This is a genomic window from Pseudomonas sp. HMSC076A11 (assembly GCF_001810205.1).
Classification (GTDB): domain Bacteria; phylum Pseudomonadota; class Gammaproteobacteria; order Pseudomonadales; family Pseudomonadaceae; genus Pseudomonas; species Pseudomonas aeruginosa.
In genome coordinates this window covers 402,875-423,804 of record NZ_KV800287.1, presented here as the reverse complement: position 1 = coordinate 423,804, position 20,930 = coordinate 402,875, and the positions used below count along the sequence as shown (strand labels likewise).

The window sequence follows — 20,930 nt, the reverse complement described above, 5'->3', positions numbered from 1 at the left end:
TGCTGCGCGGTCAGTCAGTCAGGACCGTCATCATAGAACTCGGTCCGAGGCTTGTCAGCGGGCAAGAATGCCTGGCGCATCCGCCTTGGCGGTTGTCGGACACTTCCGAGGCCGCCGTCGGCATGGGCCTGCGTCCCGCGTGGATACCCTTGGTTTGCCGGGCAATACGACCAAGGGCGGACGCCGGCGGAGCGACGCCTCGTCATCGGGCCGCGCCATTCGAGCGCAACCGCCCTATAATGCCGGGCGTTTTCGAGGAGCCCGAACATGGCAGATGAAACCGAACTGAAACGACTCTACTGGCACAGCCGTCGCGGCATGCTGGAACTGGATGTGCTGCTGGTGCCTTTCGTGCAGGAGGTTTACCCGGGCCTGGACGCCGAGGACCAGGCGCGCTTCCGCAAGCTGCTGGAGTGCGAGGACCAGGACATGTTCGGTTGGTTCATGCAGCGCGGCGAGCCGGAAGACGCCGACCTGCGGCGGATGGTGCGGATGATCCTGGACCGTGTCCAGCCGGATTGAGCCGTTCGAATGCCGCTGGCGGGTCTCTCCGATCCTGCTGGCGGCGAGCCTGGCACTGTGGGCCCTGGCGCTGCTGTCGATCCTGCTGGCGGCGCTGCCGGTCTGGCTGAAGCCGCCGCTTGCGCTGGTCTGCCTGGCCTACGGTGCCTGGGGGCTGTACCGCCAGGTACTGCTGCGCGGCTCGCGGGCCTTCCGCGGCGTGCGCCATGACGAGCGGGGCTGGCAGCTGTGGAGCGCCGGAAGCGGCTGGCAAGCGGTGCAATTGCGCCCTGACAGCCTGGCGTTGCCCTGGCTGATCGTACTGCGCGTGCGCCTGCCGGGCCGCTGGCGCATCCTTGGCTGCTGTATCCCGGCCGATGCATTGGGCGCCGACAGCCATCGGCGCCTGCGTGTCCGCCTGCGCTTCAGTCGCCGTAGATGGGCGGCACCAGGATAGTGTCGCGGGCTTCGGGCAGCAGGTCCGGATAATCCAGCGTGTAGTGCAGGCCCCGGCTTTCGCGGCGCTGCATGGCCGAGCGGATGATCAGTTCGGCGACCAGTGCCAGGTTGCGCAACTCGATCAGGTCGCGGCTGACCTTGTAGTTGCTGTAGAACTCGTCGATCTCGCTGAGCAGCAGGCGTACCCGGTGCTGGGCGCGCTGCAGGCGCTTGTTGGTGCGCACGATACCGACGTAGTCCCACATGAAACGCCGCAGTTCGTCCCAGTTGTGCGCGATGATCACGTCCTCGTCGGAGTCGGTGACCTGGCTGGCGTCCCAGCTCGGCAGGCTTTCCGGCACGGGCGTGCCGGGCAGGCGCTGGAGCATGTCGGCGGCGGCAGAGCGGGCATAGACGAAGCATTCCAGCAGCGAATTGCTGGCCATGCGGTTGGCGCCGTGCAGGCCGGTGAAGGTGGTTTCGCCGATGGCGTAGAGGCCCGGCACGTCGGTATGCCCGTGCTGGTCGACGAGCACGCCGCCGCAGGTATAGTGAGCGGCCGGCACTACCGGGATCGGTTGCTGGGTAATGTCGATGCCGAAGTCCAGGCAGCGCTCGTAGACGGTGGGGAAGTGCGCCTTGATGAACTCGGCCGGCTTGTGGCTGATGTCCAGGTAGACACAGTCGATCCCCAGGCGCTTCATTTCATGGTCGATGGCGCGGGCCACGATGTCCCGGGGCGCCAGTTCGCCACGCGGGTCGAAGCGCGGCATGAAACGCTCGCCATTGGGCAGGCGGAGCAGGGCGCCTTCGCCGCGCAATGCCTCGGTGATGAGGAAACTCTTGGCCTGCGGGTGGTACAGGCAGGTCGGGTGGAACTGGTTGAACTCCAGGTTGCCGACCCGGCAGCCGGCGCGCCAGGCCATGGCGATGCCGTCGCCGGAGTTGCCGTCGGGATTGCTGGTATAAAGGTAGACCTTGCTCGCGCCACCGGAGGCCAGCACGCTGAAGCGGGCACGGAAGGTATCGACTTCGCCGCTTTCCCGATTCAGCACGTAGGCGCCCAGGCAGCGCTTGCTCGGCAGGCCTAGCTTGCGCTCGGTGATCAGGTCGACCGCCACCCGCTGCGACAGCAACTCGATGTTCGGTCGCCGCCGGGCCTGGGCCAGCAAGGTATTGAAGATCGCGGCGCCGGTGGCGTCGGCGGCATGGATGATGCGCCGGTGGCTGTGCCCGCCTTCGCGGGTCAGGTGGTATTCGAAGCTGCCTTCCTCGTGGTTGTGCTGCTCGTCGCGGGTGAAGGGCACCCCCTGTTCGATCAGCCACTGGATCGCTTCGCGGCTATGCTCCACGGTGAAGCGCACCGCATCCTCGCGGCACAGGCCGCCACCGGCGACCAGGGTGTCCTCGACGTGGGATTCCACGGTGTCGGTATCGTCCAGCACGGCGGCCACGCCGCCCTGGGCCCAGTAGGTCGAGCCCTGCGACAGTTCGCCCTTGCTGAGGACGGCGATGCGCAGGTGTTCCGGAAGGGTCAAGGCCAGACTCAGGCCGGCGGCGCCGCTGCCGATGACCAGTACATCGTGTTGATAATGTTGGCTCATGCCCGCATTTCCCCGTGGTGGAGCCCTAGTATATAGAAGGGCCTGGCGGCACAATAGCGCACCCCCGCTGCCGGTCCGGCGGATGAGCTGCGGGCCTGTCATCGGCAGGCGTCATCAGAGCGGGGCGATGTAGTGCTGGAACTTTCTTAGACGCATCGGTTCCAAAGCAGGATGCCTGAAGACCTCGTCCGGTTGGCCTACCCAGCGGCACAGAGGCCGGGCCCTGAGCCCGATGCAATCCATTTTCGCGGGGCCCGGACACGATGTCCGGGGCCGCACGTCACGAGCGAGGAAAAAACTCGTGACGCATGCTTGGAGGGGAGAACTTTTGCAAGAAGCCCGAGTCTATCTTGGCAAGACGATTCGCTGGGACGCTCGAAGCTCCTCCAGGTTCGAAGAGGAGCTTTCATGCTAACCCAGGAACAGGATCAGCAACTGGTTGAACGGGTACAGCGCGGAGACAAGCGGGCTTTCGATCTGCTGGTACTGAAATACCAGCACAAGATACCGGGATTGATCGTGCGGTTCGTGCACGACGCCCAGGAAGCCCAGGACGTAGCGCAGGAAGCCTTCATCAAGGCATACCGTGCGCTCGGCAATTTCCGCGGCGATAGTGCTTTTTATACCTGGCTGTATCGGATCGCCATCAACACCGCGAAGAACCACCTGGTCGCTCGCGGGCGTCGGCCACCGGACAGCGATGTGACCGCAGAGGATGCGGAGTTCTTCGAGGGCGACCACGCCCTGAAGGACATCGAGTCGCCGGAACGGGCGATGTTGCGGGATGAGATCGAGGCCACCGTGCACCAGACCATCCAGCAGTTGCCCGAGGATTTGCGTACGGCCCTGACCCTGCGCGAGTTCGAAGGTTTGAGTTACGAAGATATCGCCACCGTGATGCAGTGTCCGGTGGGGACGGTACGGTCGCGGATCTTCCGCGCTCGTGAAGCAATCGACAAAGCTCTGCAGCCTTTGTTGCGAGAAGCCTGACACAGCGGCAAATGCCAAGAGAGGTATCGCTATGAGTCGTGAAGCCCTGCAGGAAACTCTGTCCGCTGTGATGGATAACGAAGCGGATGAACTCGAGTTGCGGCGGGTGCTCGCAGCTTGCGGCGAGGATGCCGAGCTGCGTTCCACCTGGTCGCGTTACCAGCTGGCGCGGTCCGTCATGCACCGTGAGCCTACCCTGCCGAAGCTGGATATCGCTGCGGCGGTCTCTGCTGCCCTGGCCGACGAGGCCGCTCCGCCGAAAGCGGAGAAGGGACCGTGGCGGATGGTCGGTCGCCTGGCGGTCGCTGCCTCGGTGACCCTGGCGGTGCTGGCCGGCGTGCGTCTGTACAACCAGAACGACGCCCTGCCGCAGATGGCGCAACAGGGGACCACCCCGCAGATCGCCCTGCCTCAGGTGAAAGGCCCGGCCGTGCTGGCCGGCTACAGCGAAGAGCAGGGGCGCCGCAGGTGATCACCAACTCCTCGTCCAGCGATACCCGCTGGCATGAGCAGCGTCTGCCGATCTACCTGCGTCAGCACGTGCAACAATCCGCCGTCAGTGGTACAGAGAGCGCGCTGCCCTACGCTCGGGCAGCCAGCCTGGAAAACCGCTGAGGAGAGACATGCGCACCACCTCCCTGTTGCTTTTGCTTGGCAGCCTGATGGCGGTTCCCGCCACTCAGGCTGCCGACGCTTCCGACTGGCTGAATCGTCTCGCCGAGGCCGATCGCCAGAACAGTTTCCAAGGCACCTTCGTCTACGAGCGCAATGGCAGCTTCTCCACCCATGAGATCTGGCATCGCGTGGAGAGCGATGGTGCGGTTCGCGAGCGCCTGCTCCAGCTCGACGGCGCGCGCCAGGAAGTGGTCCGGGTCGACGGGCGCACCCAGTGCATCAGCGGCGGCCTTGCCGACCAACTGGCCGATGCCCAGCTGTGGCCGGTGCGCAAGTTCGATCCCTCCCAGCTGGCTTCCTGGTACGACCTGCGCCTGGTCGGCGAATCCCGTGTCGCCGGCCGCCCGGCAGTGGTCCTTGCGGTGACTCCGCGCGACCAGCATCGCTACGGCTTCGAGCTGCACCTGGACCGCGACACCGGCCTGCCGTTGAAGTCGCTGCTGCTGAACGAGAAGGGGCAGTTGCTCGAGCGCTTCCAGTTCACCCAGTTGAATACCGGCGCGGCACCTGCCGAAGACCAGTTGCAGGCGGGCGCCGAATGCCAGGTCGTCGGCCCGGCCAAGGCCGACGGCGAGAAGACCGTGGCCTGGCGCTCGGAATGGCTGCCGCCAGGTTTCACCCTGACCCGCAGTTTCATGCGTCGCAGTCCGGTCACCCCCGATCCGGTCGCCTGCCTGACCTATGGCGATGGCCTGGCACGATTCTCGGTGTTCATCGAGCCGCTGCACGGTGCCATGGTTGGCGACGCGCGCAGCCAGCTCGGCCCGACCGTGGTGGTTTCCAAGCGCCTGCAGACCGATGACGGCGGCCAGATGGTGACCGTCGTCGGCGAAGTGCCGCTGGGCACCGCCGAGCGGGTGGCGCTGTCCATCCGGCCCGAGGCCGCCGCCCAGAAATGATCGAGGAGCAGGGGCGAGTGGTGGCGACCGAGCCGGGAGCGGTATGGGTCGAGACCGTGCGCCGCAGTACCTGCTCGTCCTGCTCGGCCAATGCCGGTTGCGGCCAGGGGCTGATGCAGCGCCTGGGCGTCGGCGCGGGGCGTGCCCGGGTGCGCGCGTTGAGCGACCTGAGCCTGCGGGTCGGCGATGCGGTCGTCCTAGGAATTCATGAAGACCTGTTGTTGCGCGCCTCCGTCCTCTTCTATCTTTTCCCTCTGCTCGGGTTTTTCGTGGCAGCATTGCTGGCGACCCGGGCGGGCCTTGTCGAACCTCTGATCATCGTGTCCGGGCTGGCGGGTTTGCTGGCGGCCTGGCTATTGGTGCGTCGGCATGCTCGTCGTCATGCCGATGATCCAGCCTCGCAGCCGGTGGTTCTGCGAGCGCTGATTTCCGGGCCGTCCGATTCGGCCTGAGTCTTTCTCTTCCCTCGAACATCACGGGAGCTGTAGTCGATGCATACCCTAAAACGCTGTATGGCTGCGATGGTGGCCTTGCTGGCCTTGAGCCTGGCGATGACGGCCCGGGCAGAACTGCCGGACTTCACGCCTTTGGTCGAACAGGCGTCGCCGGCGGTGGTGAATATCAGTACGCGGCAGAAGCTGCCGGATCGCGCCATGGCGCGCGGGCAGCTGTCGATCCCCGACCTCGAAGGGCTGCCGCCGATGTTCCGCGACTTCCTCGAGCGCAGCATCCCGCAGGTTCCGCGCAATCCGCGCGGCCAGCAGCGCGAGGCGCAATCGCTGGGTTCCGGCTTCATCATCTCCAACGACGGCTACATCCTCACCAACAATCACGTCGTGGCCGATGCCGACGAGATCCTGGTGCGCCTGTCCGACCGTAGCGAGCACAAGGCCAAGTTGATCGGCGCGGACCCGCGCAGCGACGTGGCGGTGCTGAAGATCGAGGCGAAGAACCTGCCGACCCTGAAACTGGGCGATTCGAACAAGCTGAAAGTGGGCGAATGGGTCCTGGCCATCGGTTCGCCGTTCGGCTTCGATCACTCGGTCACCGCCGGTATCGTCAGTGCCAAGGGGCGTAGCCTGCCGAACGAGAGCTACGTACCCTTCATCCAGACCGACGTGGCGATCAACCCGGGTAACTCCGGCGGTCCGCTGCTGAACCTGCAGGGCGAAGTGGTCGGCATCAACTCGCAGATCTTCACCCGTTCCGGCGGCTTCATGGGCCTGTCCTTCGCCATTCCGATCGATGTCGCGCTGAACGTCGCCGACCAGTTGAAGAAAGCCGGCAAGGTCAGTCGCGGCTGGCTGGGCGTGGTGATCCAGGAAGTGAACAAGGATCTCGCCGAGTCCTTCGGCCTCGACAAGCCGTCCGGCGCGCTGGTGGCGCAACTGGTGGAAGACGGCCCGGCGGCCAAGGGTGGCCTGCAGGTGGGCGATGTGATCCTCAGCCTGAACGGCCAGTCGATCAACGAGTCCGCCGACCTGCCGCACCTGGTGGGCAACATGAAGCCGGGCGACAAGATCAACCTGGACGTGATTCGCAACGGCCAGCGCAAGTCCCTGAGCATGGCGGTAGGCAGCCTTCCGGACGACGACGAGGAAATCGCCTCGATGGGCGCTCCGGGCGCCGAGCGCAGCAGCAACCGCCTGGGCGTGACCGTCGCCGACCTGACCGCCGAGCAGCGCAAGAGCCTGGATATCCAGGGCGGCGTGGTGATCAAGGAAGTCCAGGACGGTCCGGCCGCGGTCATCGGCCTGCGTCCGGGCGATGTCATCACCCACCTGGACAACAAGGCGGTGACCTCGACCAAGGTCTTCGCCGACGTGGCCAAGGCCCTGCCGAAGAACCGTTCGGTTTCGATGCGGGTGCTGCGCCAGGGACGCGCCAGCTTCATTACCTTCAAGCTGGCCGAATAAGCCGGCTGGCGAAAAAAGGGCGGTTTCCACCGCCCTTTTTCATGCCCGTCAATCCGTTACCTGCGTGACGCCTTGCCCGAGCATCAGGTAAACTCCCCGGCTATTTTTCGGCGGATTGCCGCCCTTGCCCTTTTCGAGTGTGTTGAGCCGTGAGCGACCTGAGCCATATCCGCAATTTCTCCATCATTGCCCATATCGACCATGGCAAGTCGACGCTGGCCGATCGCTTCATCCAGATGTGCGGCGGCCTCTCCGATCGCGAAATGGAGGCCCAGGTCCTGGACTCCATGGACCTGGAGCGCGAGCGCGGGATCACCATCAAGGCCCACAGCGTGACCCTGCACTACAAGGCGCAGGACGGTAAGACCTACCAGCTCAACTTCATCGATACCCCCGGCCACGTCGACTTCACCTACGAAGTCAGCCGCTCGCTGGCCGCCTGCGAGGGCGCGCTGCTGGTAGTGGACGCCGGCCAGGGCGTCGAGGCGCAGTCCGTCGCCAACTGCTACACCGCCATCGAGCAGGGGCTGGAAGTGATGCCCGTGCTGAACAAGATGGACCTGCCCCAGGCCGAGCCGGAGCGGGTGAAAGAGGAAATCGAGAGCATCATCGGCATCGACGCCACCGACGCCGTGGCCTGCAGCGCCAAGAGCGGGATGGGCGTGCTGGAGGTGCTGGAGCGCCTGGTGACCGCCATCCCCGCCCCGGAAGGCGAGATCGAGGCGCCGCTGCAGGCGCTGATCATCGACTCCTGGTTCGACAACTACCTCGGCGTGGTCTCGCTGGTACGGGTGAAGAACGGCCGGGTGAAGAAGGGCGACAAGATCCTGGTGAAGTCCACCGGCAAGGTCCACCAGGTGGACAGCGTCGGGGTATTCACTCCGAAGCACACCGAGACCGTCGACCTGAAGGCGGGCGAGGTGGGCTTCATCATCGCCGGTATCAAGGATATCCACGGCGCGCCGGTGGGCGATACGCTGACCCTGAACAACACGCCGGACGTCGAGGTCCTGCCGGGCTTCAAGCGGGTCAAGCCGCAGGTCTACGCGGGCCTGTTCCCGGTCAGCTCGGACGATTTCGAGGACTTCCGCGACGCCCTGCAGAAGCTGACCCTCAACGACTCGTCGCTGCAATACGAGCCGGAAAGCTCCGAAGCCCTGGGCTTCGGCTTCCGTTGCGGCTTCCTCGGCATGCTGCACATGGAGATCATCCAGGAGCGCCTAGAGCGCGAATACGACCTGGACCTGATCACCACTGCGCCCACGGTGGTCTTCGAGATCGTGCAGAAGAATGGCGAGATCATCTACGTCGACAACCCGTCCAAGCTCCCGGACCTGGCGTCGATCCAGGAAATGCGCGAACCGATCTGCCGCGCCACCATCCTGGTGCCCAAGGACCACCTGGGCAACGTGATCACCCTGTGCATCGAGAAGCGCGGCGTGCAGCGCGACATGCACTTCCTCAGCGGCCAGGTGCAGGTGGTCTACGACCTGCCGATGAACGAGGTGGTGCTCGACTTCTTCGATCGCCTCAAGTCCACCAGCCGCGGCTATGCTTCCCTGGACTACAGCTTCGATCGTTTCGAGCCGTCCAACCTGGTTCGTCTCGACGTGCTGATCAATGGCGAGAAGGTCGACGCCCTCGCCCTGATCGTCCACCGCGACAACGCCCCCTACAAGGGCCGCCAGCTGGTGGAGAAAATGAAGGAACTGATCCCGCGGCAGATGTTCGACGTGGCGATCCAGGCAGCCATCGGTGGGCAGATCATCGCCCGCTCGACGGTCAAGGCGCTCAGGAAGAACGTGCTGGCCAAGTGTTACGGTGGCGACGTGAGCCGTAAACGCAAGCTGCTGGAGAAGCAGAAGGCTGGTAAGAAAAGGATGAAGCAGGTCGGTAGCGTGGAAATTCCCCAGGAAGCCTTCCTCGCCGTGCTCAAAGTGGATAGCTAGAACCCATGACACTCAATTTCCCGTTGTTGCTGGTCATCGCCGTGGCTGTATGCGGCGCCCTGGCCCTGGTCGACCTGGTGCTGTTCGCGCCGCGTCGGCGGGCCGCGATCTCTTCCTACGAAGGGCAGGTGAACGAGCCCGATCCGGCAGTGCTGGAGAAGCTCAACAAGGAACCGCTGCTGGTGGAGTACGGCAAGTCGTTCTTCCCGGTGCTGTTCATCGTGCTGGTGCTGCGTTCCTTCCTGGTCGAGCCGTTCCAGATTCCCTCGGGGTCGATGAAACCTACCCTCGAGGTCGGCGATTTCATCCTGGTCAACAAGTTCGCCTACGGTATCCGCCTGCCGGTGCTGGACACCAAGGTGATCCCGATCGGTGATCCGCAGCGCGGCGATGTCATGGTGTTCCGCTATCCCAGCGAACCGAACATCAACTACATCAAGCGCGTGGTCGGCCTGCCCGGCGACACCGTGCGCTACACCAAGGAAAAGCGCCTGTACGTCAACGGCGAGCTGGTGGCGGAGAAACTGGTCGGCGAGGAACCGGGCACCCTGGGCAGCGTGACCCTGTACCAGGAGAAGCTGGGCCAGGCCGAGCACCTGATCCGCAAGGAAATGAGCCGCTATCGCATTGAGCCCGACCGCCAGTGGACCATTCCCGCCGGCCACTACTTCATGATGGGCGACAACCGCGACAACTCCAACGACAGCCGCTACTGGAACGATCCGAAGATCCCCAAGGATCTGCTGGGCATGGTTCCGGACCGCAATATCGTCGGCAAGGCCTTCGCTGTATGGATGAGCTGGCCCGATCCGAAGATGAGCAACCTGCCGAACTTCTCCCGGGTCGGCGTGATTCACTGACCTGTGCGCAGGTTCGCCACGCGGAAGGGCGCTCCTGCTGAATAATCGCGAAGCGGGGCTGCTCCCGAGGGCAGCCCCGCTTTCACTTCCGCGAACGCCGCCGCAGGGCCCTGCCCGATGGCGTTACCGCTCGCTGGACGGAATAACTACACTGACATGAGGTCCGACATGAGGTTCGCGCGTTCGCAGAAGGGGATGTCCCTGCTGGGGTGGCTGGTGGTGCTGGGCGTGGTGGCGTTCTTCGCCAGCGCCGCGTTCAAGATCATCCCGCACTACATGGATTACTACTCGCTGGAGAAGGTGATCACTTCCGTGGAGACCGACAAGGCGGCCGAGGTGCGTTCCGTGCCGGAGTTCTACAGCTACGTCGGCAAGGGGATGCAGATCAACGGCATCCGCAACCTGGACCTGGAGAAGGCCCTGGAGGTGCAACTGGAAGACAACCAATTCCGGGCGCACCTGAAATATGAAAAACGCGAGCCACTGATCAGCAACATCGACCTGGTGGTCCACTTCGACAAAGAATTCCGTGTACGCATGCCGTGAGTAATTCGCTGGACCGACTCGAGCGCAAGCTCGGCTATACCTTCAAAGACCGGGACCTGATGGTCCTGGCCCTGACCCATCGCAGCTACGCCGGGCGCAACAACGAGCGCCTGGAGTTCCTCGGTGACGCCATTCTCAACTTCGTCATCGGCGAGGCGCTGTTCCACCACTTCCCGCAGGCTCGCGAAGGCCAGCTTTCGCGCCTGCGCGCGCGATTGGTCAAGGGCGAGACCCTGGCCCTGCTGGCGCGCGGCTTCGAGGTGGGCGACTACCTGCGGCTGGGCTCGGGCGAGCTGAAGAGCGGCGGGTTTCGCCGCGAGTCGATCCTCGCCGATGCGATGGAAGCCCTGATCGGCGCCATCTACCTGGATACCGGCATGGACTCCGCGCGCGAGCGGATCATCGCCTGGCTCGGACCGCAACTGCGCGAGCTGACCCCGGTGGACACCAACAAGGACCCCAAGACCCGCCTGCAGGAGTTCCTGCAGTCGCGTGGCTGCGACCTGCCGCGCTACGAGGTGGTGGATATCCAGGGCGAACCCCATTGCCGGACCTTCTTCGTCGATTGCGAAGTGGCCCTGCTGAGCGACAAGACCCACGGGCACGGCGGCAGCCGCCGCATCGCCGAGCAGGTGGCCGCGGCCGCCGCGCTGGTGGCCCTGGGCGTGGAGAATGGCCATGACTGACATGCACGACGACATCGCTGCCGGCAGCCGTTGCGGCTACGTGGCGATCGTGGGCCGCCCCAACGTGGGCAAGTCCACCCTGCTCAACCACATCCTCGGGCAGAAGCTGGCGATCACCTCGCGCAAGCCGCAGACCACCCGCCACAACATGCTCGGGATCAAGACCGAGGGCGAGGTGCAGGCCGTCTACGTCGATACGCCCGGCCTGCACAAGAGCGGCGAGAAGGCCCTCAACCGCTACATGAACCGTACCGCCAGCGCGGCATTGAAGGATGTCGACGTGGTGATCTTCGTGGTTGACCGCACCCGCTGGACCGAAGAGGACCAGATGGTCCTGGAGCGCGTGCAGTACGTCAGTTGCCCGGTGCTGATCGCGGTGAACAAGACCGACCGCATCGAGGAAAAGGCCGACCTGCTGCCGCACCTCGAATGGCTCACCCAGCAGTTGCCGAAGGCCGAGGTAGTACCGATCTCGGCGCAGCACGGGACCAACCTGGACGTGCTGGAGAAGCTGGTCGCCGAGCGTCTGCCGGAAAGCGAGCACTTCTTCCCTGAAGACCAGATCACCGACCGCAGCAGCCGATTCCTGGCCGCCGAGCTGGTCCGCGAGAAGATCATGCGCCAGCTCGGCGCCGAGCTGCCCTACCAGATCACCGTGGAGATCGAGGAGTTCAAGCAGGAAGGTCGCATCCTGCATATCCATGCGCTGATCCTGGTGGAGCGCGAGGGGCAGAAGAAGATCATCATCGGCGACAAGGGCGAGCGGATCAAAAGCATCGGCCAGAACGCGCGCAAAGACATGGAAGTGCTGTTCGACTCCAAGGTCATGCTCAACCTCTGGGTCAAGGTCAAGGGCGGCTGGTCCGACGACGAGCGCGCCCTGCGCTCGCTGGGCTACGGCGACCTCTGACCGTTCCCGGCAGCCCGGCGCCAGCCGGGCGCCATCCCTCTCGCGCCCGGTCGACCCGCCATGTCCTTCGCCGCCGCCCAAGCCACCTACGTGCTGCATAGCCGGCCGTACAAGGAAACCAGCGCCCTGGTGGACTTCTTCACCCCGCTGGGTCGCCTGCGCGCGGTCCTGCGCGGCGCCCGCGGCAAGGCTGGCGCCCTGGCGCGGCCATTCGTGCCGCTGGAAGCGGAGTGGCGCGGGCGCGGCGAACTGAAGACCGTGGCCCGGCTGGAAAGCGCCGGTGTTCCCAACCTGCTCAATGGCCAGGCGCTGTTCAGCGGTCTCTACCTCAACGAGCTGTTGATCCGCCTGTTGCCGGCGGAAGACCCGCAGCCGGAAATCTTCGCCCACTACGCCGCGACCCTGCCGCTGCTGGCGGCGGGGCGACCCATTGAACCGCTGCTGCGCGCGTTCGAATGGCGCCTGCTGGAGCAACTGGGCTATGGTTTCGCTCTCGATGTCGACATCGATGGGCGCCCGATCGAGCCGCAGGCGTTGTACCAGCTTTTGCCAGAGGCCGGCCTGGAGCCGGTGGCGCAACTGCAACCCGGGCTGTTCCAGGGCTCCGAACTGTTATCCATGGCCGACGTCGACTGGAGCGCCCCCGGCGCCCTGGCGGCGGCCAAGCGCCTGATGCGCCAGGCGCTCGCTCCCCATCTGGGCGGCCGGCCGCTGGTCAGCCGCGAGCTGTTCATGAACCGTAAGGAGTCACCCCGTGACTGAAGCCACTCGAATTCTGCTCGGCGTGAACATCGATCACGTCGCCACCCTGCGCCAGGCCCGGGGCACCCGCTATCCGGACCCGGTGAAGGCCGCCCTGGACGCCGAGGAAGCCGGCGCCGACGGTATCACCGTGCACCTGCGCGAGGACCGCCGGCATATCCAGGAACGCGACGTGCGGGTGCTCAAGGAAGTGCTGCAGACGCGGATGAACTTCGAGATGGGGGTCACCGAGGAAATGCTCGCCTTCGCCGAGGAGATCCGGCCGGCGCATAGCTGCCTGGTCCCCGAGCGCCGCGAGGAACTGACCACCGAGGGCGGCCTCGACGTCGCCGGCCAGGAACAGCGCATCCGCGACGCGGTGCGACGCCTGGCTGCGGTGGGCAGCGAAGTGTCGCTGTTCATCGATCCCGATCCGCGGCAGATCGAGGCCTCCGCCCGGGTCGGCGCGCCGGCTATCGAACTGCATACCGGTCGCTACGCCGACGCCGAAGATCCCGAGGAGCAGGCCCGCGAGCTGCAGCGGGTACGCGAGGGCGTGGCCCTCGGGCGTTCCCTCGGCCTGATCGTCAACGCCGGGCATGGCCTGCACTACCACAATGTCGAGCCGGTCGCGGCCATCGACGGCATCAACGAGCTGAACATCGGCCACGCCATCGTCGCCCACGCCCTGTTCGTCGGCTTCAGGCAGGCGGTGGCCGAGATGAAAGCGCTGATGCTGGCCGCGGCGACCAAGCGCTGAGGCAATCGCGCCCCGCTTGCCGTCGACCTGCGGGGCGGATGAAAGCAAAAAAAAAACCATCCGAGGATGGGCTTTTCCCTATTCGCTGTCAGGGCTTGCGCGCCACCAGCGTGGCGCGCATCGGTGCCGGCAGGCCTTCGACGGTTCGCGAACGGTCCTGCGGATCGAGGAATTCCGGCAGCGACTGGAAACGCATCCATTCGGTGGAGCGTTGTTCTTCGACGCTGGTCAGGCTGACGTCGACGCAGCGCGCGTCGGCGAACCCGGCGCGGCGCAGCCAGAGCTCCAGGGCTGCCACCGAGGGCAGGAACCAGACGTTGCGCATCTGCGCGTAGCGGTCCTCGGGCACCAGCACGGTGCTGGCGTCGCCTTCCACCACCAGGGTCTCCAGGACCAGTTCGCCGCCGCGCTTCAGGCAGTCCTTGAGCGCCAGCAGGTGGTCGATGGGCGAGCGACGGTGATAGAGCACGCCCATGGAGAATACCGTGTCGAAGCCTTCGAGCTTCTCCGGCAGGTCTTCCAGGGCCAGCGGCAGGTGCCAGGCCGGCAGCTCCGGCAGGTAGCGCTTGGCGGCGAGGAACTGGCAGAGGAACAGCCAGTTCGGATCGACCCCGACCACGCTCTCCGCGCCGGCGCCGAGCATGCGCCACTGGTAGTAGCCGTTGCCGCAGCCGACATCGAGGACGCGTTTGCCACGCAGTTCGACATGTGGCGAGACACGCTCCCATTTCCAGTCGGAACGCCATTCGGTATCGACCTGCACGCCGAAGAAGTCGAAGGGGCCCTTGCGCCAGGGAATCAGCCCTTGCAGCGCTTCCTTCATCTGCGCTTGCAGCGCCGCATCGTGGTCGCTGTGCAGGGCGAAGCGCTGGGCCAGGTCGACCTTCGGCGCGGGCACCTGGGGCAGGCGCTGGACCGCGCTCCACCAACGGGCCAGGTCGCCGTGGCCTTCCTCGATGCGCGCGGCGATCTGCGCGGGCAGGCTGGTCGCCCAGCCGTACAGCGGAGAGCCGGCGAGGTGTCGCTGGAGGGCGTCGAGGGCGAGGTGCTGGATCATGGCAGGGCGATCATCGAGGCGAAGTTGAGACACTGGAACCATTGGCTGACCCGGCTGAAGCCGGCGGCCAGCAGCCGTTCACGGTGTTCCTCGAAGGTGTCGGGGAGCATGACGTTTTCCAGCGCGCTGCGCTTCTGCGCGATCTCCAGCTCGCTGTAGCCGTTGGCACGCTTGAAGGCGATGTGCAGGTCGGTGAGCAGCGCGTGCTCCTGCGCATCGGCGAAGCGCAGTTTCTCCGAGAGGATCAGCGCGCCGCCGGGCAGCAGTGCCTGGCGGATCCTGCGCAGCAGGCCGAGGCGCTGGTCGGGGGCGACGAACTGCAGGGTGAAGTTCATCGCCACCAGCGAGGTGGGTTGCAGGTCCAGGGCGAGAATGTCGGCCTCGATCAGCTCGACCGGCAGCAGCTCCTGGTACATGGCGTCCTGGGCATGCAGGTATTCACTGCAGCGCTCGATCATCGCGTGCGAGTTGTCCACCCCGATCACCCGGCAGCCGTCGTTGCGGACGTGGCGGCGCAGCGACTGGGTGACCGCGCCGAGCGAGCAGCCGAGGTCGTAGAGCACGCTGTTCGGCTGGGCGAACTGCGCGCCGAGTACGCCGATGTTCTCGACGATGGTGGGGTAGCCCGGCACGGAGCGCTTGATCATGTCGGGGAACACGCGCACCACGTCTTCGTTGAACACGAAGTCGGCGACACGTTGCTGGGGTTGGGCGAACAGGCGATCGGACTCGCTCACGCGGGTGACCTCGGGCATCACGGCTTTTCAGGGGGCCGAATTGTAGCCGAGGGATGAGCGTCGCCCAACTGCGCGGCGACGATTCACCCATGCGCGCAGGCGAATCACCTGAGCTTGTCGGAGAAGTACTCTCCCGCGCCCTGCAGCGGACCCAGCGGGTTCTTCTTGTCTTCCAGGCGATGGATGTTCGGTTCGCCGTTGCTGACCTTGTGCACCAGCACGTCGTTGACGAAGACGAACACCGCCTTGAACGACCAGCCCTGCAACTCCCGTTTCTTGCGGAAGTTGAACACGTCCGCCCAGAAGCTGCCGACCCGCTGGGTGTCGGTCTTGCTGAAATCGAAGGCGTAGCCGATGCAACGGTCCTTCGCTTCCAGGCATTGCACCAGGCCGCCCGGCAGGTAATCGATGGGGATGTTCGGCTGGATGAACATGAGCCGCACGTCGATGAACGACAGCATGCGGCCGTTGCCCTGGGTCAATGGATCGAAACCCAGCCCGAACAGCTGCGAACGGGTCGTGCTGCCGGGTTGCGCCTGGGAATAGCGCAGTTCGGCATCGAGGTAGTCGACGAAGGGGGATTGGACTTCCGCTCGTTCGCTGGGCAGCAGGCTGCCGCAGGAGGAAACGAAGACAGTGGATGCCCAGAGCAGTGAGTAACGAAGAGCGGTGCCCATGACGCGCCTCCTTTCGGTGCCGTCGTAGATTGAGTAATAGACGACGCCAAAAAGGCCTGCCGGAATTTATTCAATCGGCTGAAAGCAGCGTGGTTGCTGGTCTGGCGGCGGATTTCCGGCGGCCCGGAAAGTCATTCGAAAGAAAGCCTATAGCGCTCGCCGAGGACCTTCAGGGTGCCTTCGCGACGCAGTTGGCGTAGCCCTTCGTCGAGTTCCGCGAGACGCGCGTCGACCTCCGGCAGGTGCGGGCTGAGGCCGACGTGCAGCGGCTGCCGCCCGGGTAGTTCGCCGGCGCGGCGGATCTGTCCGGCGAGCTGCGGATGATGCTCCAGGTAGTGCTCGATGATGTCGCGGTCTTCCAATAGCACGTCGATGCGGCCGAGCAGCAGTTTCTGCAGGTTGCGCGGCAGCACGCGCTCGCCGCCGAGGACCTGCAGGTGCAGGTCGTCGTCGCCGGCCTGGCTGCGCCAGGCTTCGAAGCGCGGATTGTTCACGTAGCCCTGGGCGAGGCCCAGGCGCTGGCCGAGCAGGGAAGCATCGCCGGAGTAGTGCCAGTCGCTGTCGTGGCGGGTGTAGAAGGCCAGCCCGACCCAGCCGATGGGCTCGCTGCCGACCCGCAGGCCGTCGAGTCCATAGGCGCCGACCAGGCCGTCGCGATGGCCGTCGCGGACCATCTGCACGGCGCGCGGCCAGGGCAGGCTGTCGAAGTGCGGTGGCTCCCGAAGGACCTGGCTGAGCGCCTCGACCAGGTAGCCGGGCCGCTGCGGCGTGCCAGGGCACAGGTAGGGGCAGCCGTCGTCGCCTGCGAAGCGCAACGGTTCGGCCAGCGAGAGCAGAGGAGCGGCGCAGGACAGGGCGAGCAGGACGAAGGAGGCGCGGAGCATGGAGTCCTCGGGGCGACGGGGCCTGTCAGGATAGGCCAGGTCGCCACGGCGCAGGACGTCGGTCTTCGTACAGAATGTGTCCGCCGCGGGCAGCGGTTTCAGCGCACCTGGATCGCGCAGGAAAAGCTTTCCGCCGGTTCCGCGTCCTTTTCCCAGGGCCGCCGGTAGACCAGTTCCAGGCGGTCGTCGCCGCTGGCGGCGACGCGGAAGCGCCAGGTCGATTCGCCGCCGCTGCCAACCAGGCCGCTGTCTTCTTCGGAATTGCTGTAGACCTCCGGGCCAAGGCGCTTGAGCACGCTGGCAGCAGGGTTGCGCAGTTCCCAGCGGAAGCCGGTGGTGGGATTGCTCGGCAGGGTCAGCACCAGTTCCTGGCCTTGCGTCAGCTTCAGCGGCGAACAGTCGTCGGCGTCGTCCAGGGTGACCACCGGCTTCTGTTGCCCGGCGCAGCCGGCCAGGACCACGATGGACAATGGCAGCAGCAGACGGGAGGGGGAAAAGGACATGCAGCGCTCCTCGGCTCGAATGGAAAGGGCGCCAGCATAAACCCTGCTAGCGCCCGAGTGCCAAGGTTGGCGCGGCGGACGGCCGAACCGGTCGGCCATCCGCCGCCGGCTCAGGCCGGGAACAGCACCTTGGCCACGTCGCCGTAGCGCTTGGCGAAATGCACGGTCAGCCCTTCCCTGAGATAGTCGGGCAACTCTTCGAAGTGGCCGCGGTTGGCTTCCGGCAGGATCAGCTCGAAGATCTTCTGCCGGCGCGCGGCGATCACCTTCTCGCGGACCCCGCCGATGGGCAGGACCTGGCCGGTCAGGGTCAGTTCGCCGGTCATCGCCACGCCTTTCTTCGGCACCTGGTTGCGCGCCAGGGAGAGCAGGGCACTGGCCATGGTGACGCCGGCGCTGGGACCGTCCTTGGGCGTGGCACCTTCCGGCACGTGCAGGTGGACGAACGCCTGGTCGAAGAAGGTCGGGTCGCCGCCATACTTCTTCAGGTGCGAGCCGATGTAGCTATAGGCGATCTCGGCGGATTCCTTCATCACGTCGCCGAGCTGGCCGGTGAGCTTGAAGCCACGGTTCAGCGTGTGGATGCGGGTCGCCTCGATCGGCAGGGTGGCGCCGCCCATGCTGGTCCAGGCCAGCCCGGTGATCACGCCGATCCCGGAAAGCACCTGCTCGCTGCGGAACACCGGTATGCCGAGGTAGTCCTCGAGGTCCCTGGGACCGATCTTCACCTTCGACTCGGGATCCTCCAGCAGTTTGACCACCGACTTGCGCACCAGCTTGCCGAGCTGTTTCTCCAACTGGCGCACCCCGGCTTCCCGCGCATAGCCCTCGATCACCGCGCGCAGCGCGGCATCGCTGATGCTCAGGCGGCCCTTGGGTACGCCGGCCTTTTCCAACTGCTTGGGCCACAGGTGGCGCTTGGCGATGGCCAGTTTTTCCTCGGCGATGTAGCCGGACAGACGGATCACTTCCATCCGGTCGAGGAGCGGTCCGGGGATCGAGTCGAGGGTGTTGGCGGTGCAGACGAACAGCACCTTGGACAGGTCCAGGCGCAGGTCCAGGTAGTGGTCGAGGAATTCGACGTTCTGCTCCGGGTCGAGGGTTTCCAGCAGCGCCGAGGCCGGGTCGCCCTGGTAGCTGGCGCCGAGCTTGTCGATCTCGTCGAGCATGATCACCGGGTTCATCACCTCGACTTCCTTCAATGCCTGCACCAGCTTGCCGGGCAGGGCGCCGATGTAGGTGCGGCGGTGGCCCTTGATCTCCGCCTCGTCGCGCATGCCGCCGACGCTGAAACGGTAGAACGGCCGGCCGAGGCTCTCGGCGATGGATTTGCCGATGCTGGTCTTGCCCACTCCCGGCGGGCCGACCAGGAGCACGATGGAGCCGGCGATCTCGCCCTTGAAACTACCCACGGCGAGGAACTCGAGGATGCGATCCTTGATGTCGTCGAGGCCCGCGTGATGCTTGTCGAGGACCTTGCGCGCATGCTTGAGGTCGAGCTTGTCCTTGCCGTACACGCCCCAGGGCAGGGCTGTGGCCCAGTCCAGGTAGTTGCGGGTGACGGCGTACTCGGGCGAGCCGCTCTCGAGGATCGACAGCTTGTTCAGCTCTTCGTCGATACGCTTGCGCGCCTGCTCGGGCAGCACCTTGCCTTCCAGGCGGGCGCGGAATTCGTCGGCGTCGGCGCTCTTGTCGTCCTTGGTGATGCCCAGCTCCTGCTGGATGATCTTCAACTGTTCCTTGAGGAAGAATTCGCGCTGGTGTTCGCCGATCTTGCGGTTGACCTCGGCGGACAGTTCCTTCTGCAGGCGCGCGACTTCCACTTCCTTGCGCAGCAGCGGCAAGACCTTCTCCATCCGCTTGAGGATCGGCACGGTGTCCAGCACTTCCTGCAGTTCGCCGCCGGGCGCGGTGGTCAGGGCCGCGGCGAAGTCGGTGAGCGGCGACGGGTCGTTGGGACTGAAGCGGTTCAGGTAGTTCTTCAGTTCCTCGCTGTACAGCGGGTTGAGCGGCAGCAGCTCCTTGATCGCATTGATCAGGGCCATGCCGTAGGCCTTCACTTCGTCACTGGGATCGATCGGGGTCTTCGGATAGTCCACCTCCACCATGAACGGCGGACGATGGCGCTTGATCCAGCCCCGGATACGCACCCGCGACAGGCCCTGGGCGACGAACTGCAGCTTGCCGCCCTCGCGCGAGGCATGGTGCACCCGGACCAGCGTGCCGTGCTCGGGCAGGCTGTTGACGTCGAAGTGGCGCGGGTCTTCCGGAGGATTGTCCATGAAGAACAGGGCCAGCGAATGGTGGTCGGTCTTGGCCACCAGTTCGAGGGTTTCCGCCCAGGGTTCTTCGTTGACGATCACCGGCAGCACCTGCGCCGGGAAGAACGGGCGGTTGTGGATCGGGATCACGTAGAGGGTGGTCGGCAGGGTCTGGCCGGGCAGCACCAGGCCGGTGCCGGCGGGCTGCGCGTCGCTGATGTGTTCGGGATTAACGTCCTGGTCGCTCATGAGGCACCTGACTGACTGAAACATGAGAGTCTAGATGGGGCCCCGGGGGCGGGTTTCAATCCCTGTCCGTTCAAGGATGTTGCCGAAGGTTTCCACGCAGCACGCGGTACGCGGGTACCACTTGCGGCAAGGTGCTGGGCAGCGTCGGGCAAGTCGAGTAGAGTGCGCAAAAATTGAGCAGTTGCCGTTCATGTTCGACACCCGCCTCATCCGTCTGCCCGACCAGTCGCACACCCACGCCCACGAGCATCACCAACTGGTGATGTCGCTGGCCGGGCGCGCCGAATTCGAGGTCAACGGCTGTGGCGGGGAAGTCTGCCGGATGCGCGCCTGCCTGGTGCCGGGCGAGGCGGGCCACGTGTTCGCCGGGGTGGGCGACAACCGCATGCTGATCATCGACCTGGGCGAGGACAACCCGACCCCGGAAGACCCCGACCTGCTCGCGCGCCTGTTCGAGGCGCCGCGCTACCCGACCCTGGACGCCGACTTCCAGAACCTGCTCAGCTACGCCGGCGCCGAACTGGCCCGCTACGGCAGCGACCCGTTGCTGACCCGTGCCCTCGGCGGAGTGCTGATCCGCGCCCTGCACCTGCGCCTGTTCGGCGAGCAGCAGCCCCTGGCGGCCAGTGGGCCGCTCGACCTGGAGCGCCTGGACGCGCATATCGTGCGGAACCTGGCGCGACGCATCACGGTCGCCGAACTGGCCCAGGTCGCCTGTCTCAGCCCGAGCCATTTCCATGCGCAGTTCAAGGACAGCGTCGGCCTGACCCCACACCAGTACCTGCTCAAGGTCCGCCTCGACTGCGCCGCGCGGTTGCTGCGGGAAAGCCGCCTGCCCCTGGTGCGGATCGCCGAGGAATGCGGCTTCTCCAGCCAGAGCGCGCTGACCACGGCGATGCGCCGCTACCTGGGGCTGACGCCGAAGTCGCTGCGCAAGGGCTGAGCGTCATCCGCCACCTTCGGCGGATAACCTTCGGCGGATAACCGCAGGCGGTTATTCGCCCTACCGGGAGTGGTGTAGGACGGATAACGGCGCGGACGTCATCCGCCGAGCGAATTCGTCCCGCACGGCCTGTCTCAGAACGCC

Annotated in this window: 21 protein-coding genes and 1 pseudogene; 15 read left to right on the top strand and 7 right to left on the bottom strand. The window is 65.5% G+C overall.

What is annotated here, in order from left to right; translation table 11 throughout:
• The first annotated feature begins 267 nt into the window (after positions 1-267).
• Together HMPREF2716_RS09650 and HMPREF2716_RS09645 are read left to right on the top strand one after the other, a co-directional pair.
• On the top strand, positions 268-522 hold the full coding sequence (locus tag HMPREF2716_RS09650; RefSeq protein WP_003085532.1) for an FAD assembly factor SdhE: 255 nt from the start codon (positions 268-270) through the stop codon (positions 520-522).
• Complete coding sequence (locus HMPREF2716_RS09645) at positions 506-958, top strand: protein YgfX (RefSeq protein ID WP_003114181.1); 453 nt, start codon at positions 506-508, stop codon at positions 956-958. Before HMPREF2716_RS09650 ends, HMPREF2716_RS09645 begins: the two co-directional genes overlap by 17 nt.
• Here the strand turns inward: HMPREF2716_RS09645 and nadB are convergent.
• Positions 927-2,543, bottom strand: a complete 1,617-nt coding sequence (nadB, locus tag HMPREF2716_RS09640; RefSeq protein ID WP_003114182.1) for an L-aspartate oxidase — start codon at positions 2,541-2,543, stop codon at positions 927-929. The genes HMPREF2716_RS09645 and nadB overlap by 32 nt on opposite strands.
• A 408-nt stretch (positions 2,544-2,951) precedes the next feature.
• On the opposite strand from nadB, the gene rpoE reads away from it, so the two are divergent.
• The 12 genes and pseudogenes from rpoE to pdxJ all read left to right on the top strand — a co-directional run bounded on the left by rpoE (position 2,952) and on the right by pdxJ (position 13,475).
• Complete coding sequence (gene rpoE, locus HMPREF2716_RS09635) at positions 2,952-3,533, top strand: RNA polymerase sigma factor RpoE/AlgU (protein WP_070621870.1); 582 nt, start codon at positions 2,952-2,954, stop codon at positions 3,531-3,533.
• A 31-nt stretch (positions 3,534-3,564) separates the two neighbouring features.
• Positions 3,565-4,148: pseudogene (gene mucA, locus HMPREF2716_RS09630) on the top strand (anti-sigma factor MucA).
• A gap of 8 nt (positions 4,149-4,156) precedes the next feature.
• Positions 4,157-5,107: a sigma factor AlgU regulator MucB gene (gene mucB, locus HMPREF2716_RS09625; RefSeq protein ID WP_003101960.1), complete on the top strand. Its 951-nt coding sequence runs from the start codon at positions 4,157-4,159 to the stop codon at positions 5,105-5,107.
• Positions 5,104-5,559 carry an alginate biosynthesis regulator MucC gene (mucC, locus tag HMPREF2716_RS09620; RefSeq protein WP_003110245.1) on the top strand — a complete coding sequence of 152 codons (456 nt, stop codon included), beginning with the start codon at positions 5,104-5,106 and terminating at the stop codon, positions 5,557-5,559. Before mucB ends, mucC begins: the two co-directional genes overlap by 4 nt.
• A gap of 39 nt (positions 5,560-5,598) precedes the next feature.
• Positions 5,599-7,023 (top strand): serine protease MucD, encoded by a 1,425-nt coding sequence (gene mucD / locus HMPREF2716_RS09615; RefSeq protein WP_003114183.1) that lies wholly within the window; start codon positions 5,599-5,601, stop codon positions 7,021-7,023.
• A gap of 149 nt (positions 7,024-7,172) precedes the next feature.
• Positions 7,173-8,972, top strand: coding sequence for a translation elongation factor 4 (lepA, locus tag HMPREF2716_RS09610; protein ID WP_003085555.1), 1,800 nt, complete (start codon positions 7,173-7,175; stop codon positions 8,970-8,972).
• 5 nt (positions 8,973-8,977) lie between these two features.
• On the top strand, positions 8,978-9,832 hold the full coding sequence (gene lepB / locus HMPREF2716_RS09605) for a signal peptidase I (protein WP_003101969.1): 855 nt from the start codon (positions 8,978-8,980) through the stop codon (positions 9,830-9,832).
• A 168-nt stretch (positions 9,833-10,000) separates the two neighbouring features.
• Positions 10,001-10,378 (top strand): DUF4845 domain-containing protein, encoded by a 378-nt coding sequence (locus tag HMPREF2716_RS09600; protein WP_003085562.1) that lies wholly within the window; start codon positions 10,001-10,003, stop codon positions 10,376-10,378.
• Positions 10,375-11,064 (top strand): ribonuclease III, encoded by a 690-nt coding sequence (gene rnc, locus HMPREF2716_RS09595; RefSeq protein WP_003085565.1) that lies wholly within the window; start codon positions 10,375-10,377, stop codon positions 11,062-11,064. Before HMPREF2716_RS09600 ends, rnc begins: the two co-directional genes overlap by 4 nt.
• Positions 11,057-11,974: a GTPase Era gene (era, locus tag HMPREF2716_RS09590; RefSeq protein ID WP_070621869.1), complete on the top strand. Its 918-nt coding sequence runs from the start codon at positions 11,057-11,059 to the stop codon at positions 11,972-11,974. Before rnc ends, era begins: the two co-directional genes overlap by 8 nt.
• Positions 11,975-12,034: 60 nt before the next feature.
• Entirely contained in the window at positions 12,035-12,736 is a 702-nt protein-coding gene (gene recO, locus HMPREF2716_RS09585; protein WP_070621868.1) for a DNA repair protein RecO, read from the top strand.
• On the top strand, positions 12,729-13,475 hold the full coding sequence (pdxJ, locus tag HMPREF2716_RS09580; protein ID WP_003101974.1) for a pyridoxine 5'-phosphate synthase: 747 nt from the start codon (positions 12,729-12,731) through the stop codon (positions 13,473-13,475). Before recO ends, pdxJ begins: the two co-directional genes overlap by 8 nt.
• An 88-nt stretch (positions 13,476-13,563) precedes the next feature.
• Here pdxJ and cmoB read toward each other — a convergent pair whose 3' ends face one another.
• The 6 genes from cmoB to lon form a co-directional block, all read right to left on the bottom strand.
• Positions 13,564-14,532: a tRNA 5-methoxyuridine(34)/uridine 5-oxyacetic acid(34) synthase CmoB gene (cmoB, locus tag HMPREF2716_RS09575; protein ID WP_031801371.1), complete on the bottom strand. Its 969-nt coding sequence runs from the start codon at positions 14,530-14,532 to the stop codon at positions 13,564-13,566.
• Positions 14,529-15,269, bottom strand: a complete 741-nt coding sequence (gene cmoA / locus HMPREF2716_RS09570; protein WP_003123029.1) for a carboxy-S-adenosyl-L-methionine synthase CmoA — start codon at positions 15,267-15,269, stop codon at positions 14,529-14,531. Before cmoA ends, cmoB begins: the two co-directional genes overlap by 4 nt.
• A gap of 104 nt (positions 15,270-15,373) precedes the next feature.
• A complete protein-coding gene (locus HMPREF2716_RS09565; RefSeq protein WP_003085577.1) occupies positions 15,374-15,946 on the bottom strand; it encodes a hypothetical protein in 573 nt (190 codons plus the stop codon).
• 131 nt (positions 15,947-16,077) lie between these two features.
• The gene (locus HMPREF2716_RS09560) at positions 16,078-16,830 is read right to left on the bottom strand and encodes a substrate-binding periplasmic protein (protein WP_003114186.1); all 753 of its coding nucleotides are present in this window, start codon (positions 16,828-16,830) and stop codon (positions 16,078-16,080) included.
• A 98-nt stretch (positions 16,831-16,928) separates the two neighbouring features.
• Positions 16,929-17,333 (bottom strand): protease inhibitor I42 family protein, encoded by a 405-nt coding sequence (locus tag HMPREF2716_RS09555; protein ID WP_003085581.1) that lies wholly within the window; start codon positions 17,331-17,333, stop codon positions 16,929-16,931.
• A gap of 110 nt (positions 17,334-17,443) precedes the next feature.
• Positions 17,444-19,843 (bottom strand): endopeptidase La, encoded by a 2,400-nt coding sequence (gene lon, locus HMPREF2716_RS09550; protein WP_043088524.1) that lies wholly within the window; start codon positions 19,841-19,843, stop codon positions 17,444-17,446.
• 190 nt (positions 19,844-20,033) lie between these two features.
• Here lon and HMPREF2716_RS09545 point away from each other — a divergent pair, with 190 nt between their 5' ends.
• Positions 20,034-20,786 carry an AraC family transcriptional regulator gene (locus HMPREF2716_RS09545; RefSeq protein WP_003085585.1) on the top strand — a complete coding sequence of 251 codons (753 nt, stop codon included), beginning with the start codon at positions 20,034-20,036 and terminating at the stop codon, positions 20,784-20,786.
• The last annotated feature ends 144 nt before the right edge of the window (positions 20,787-20,930 follow it).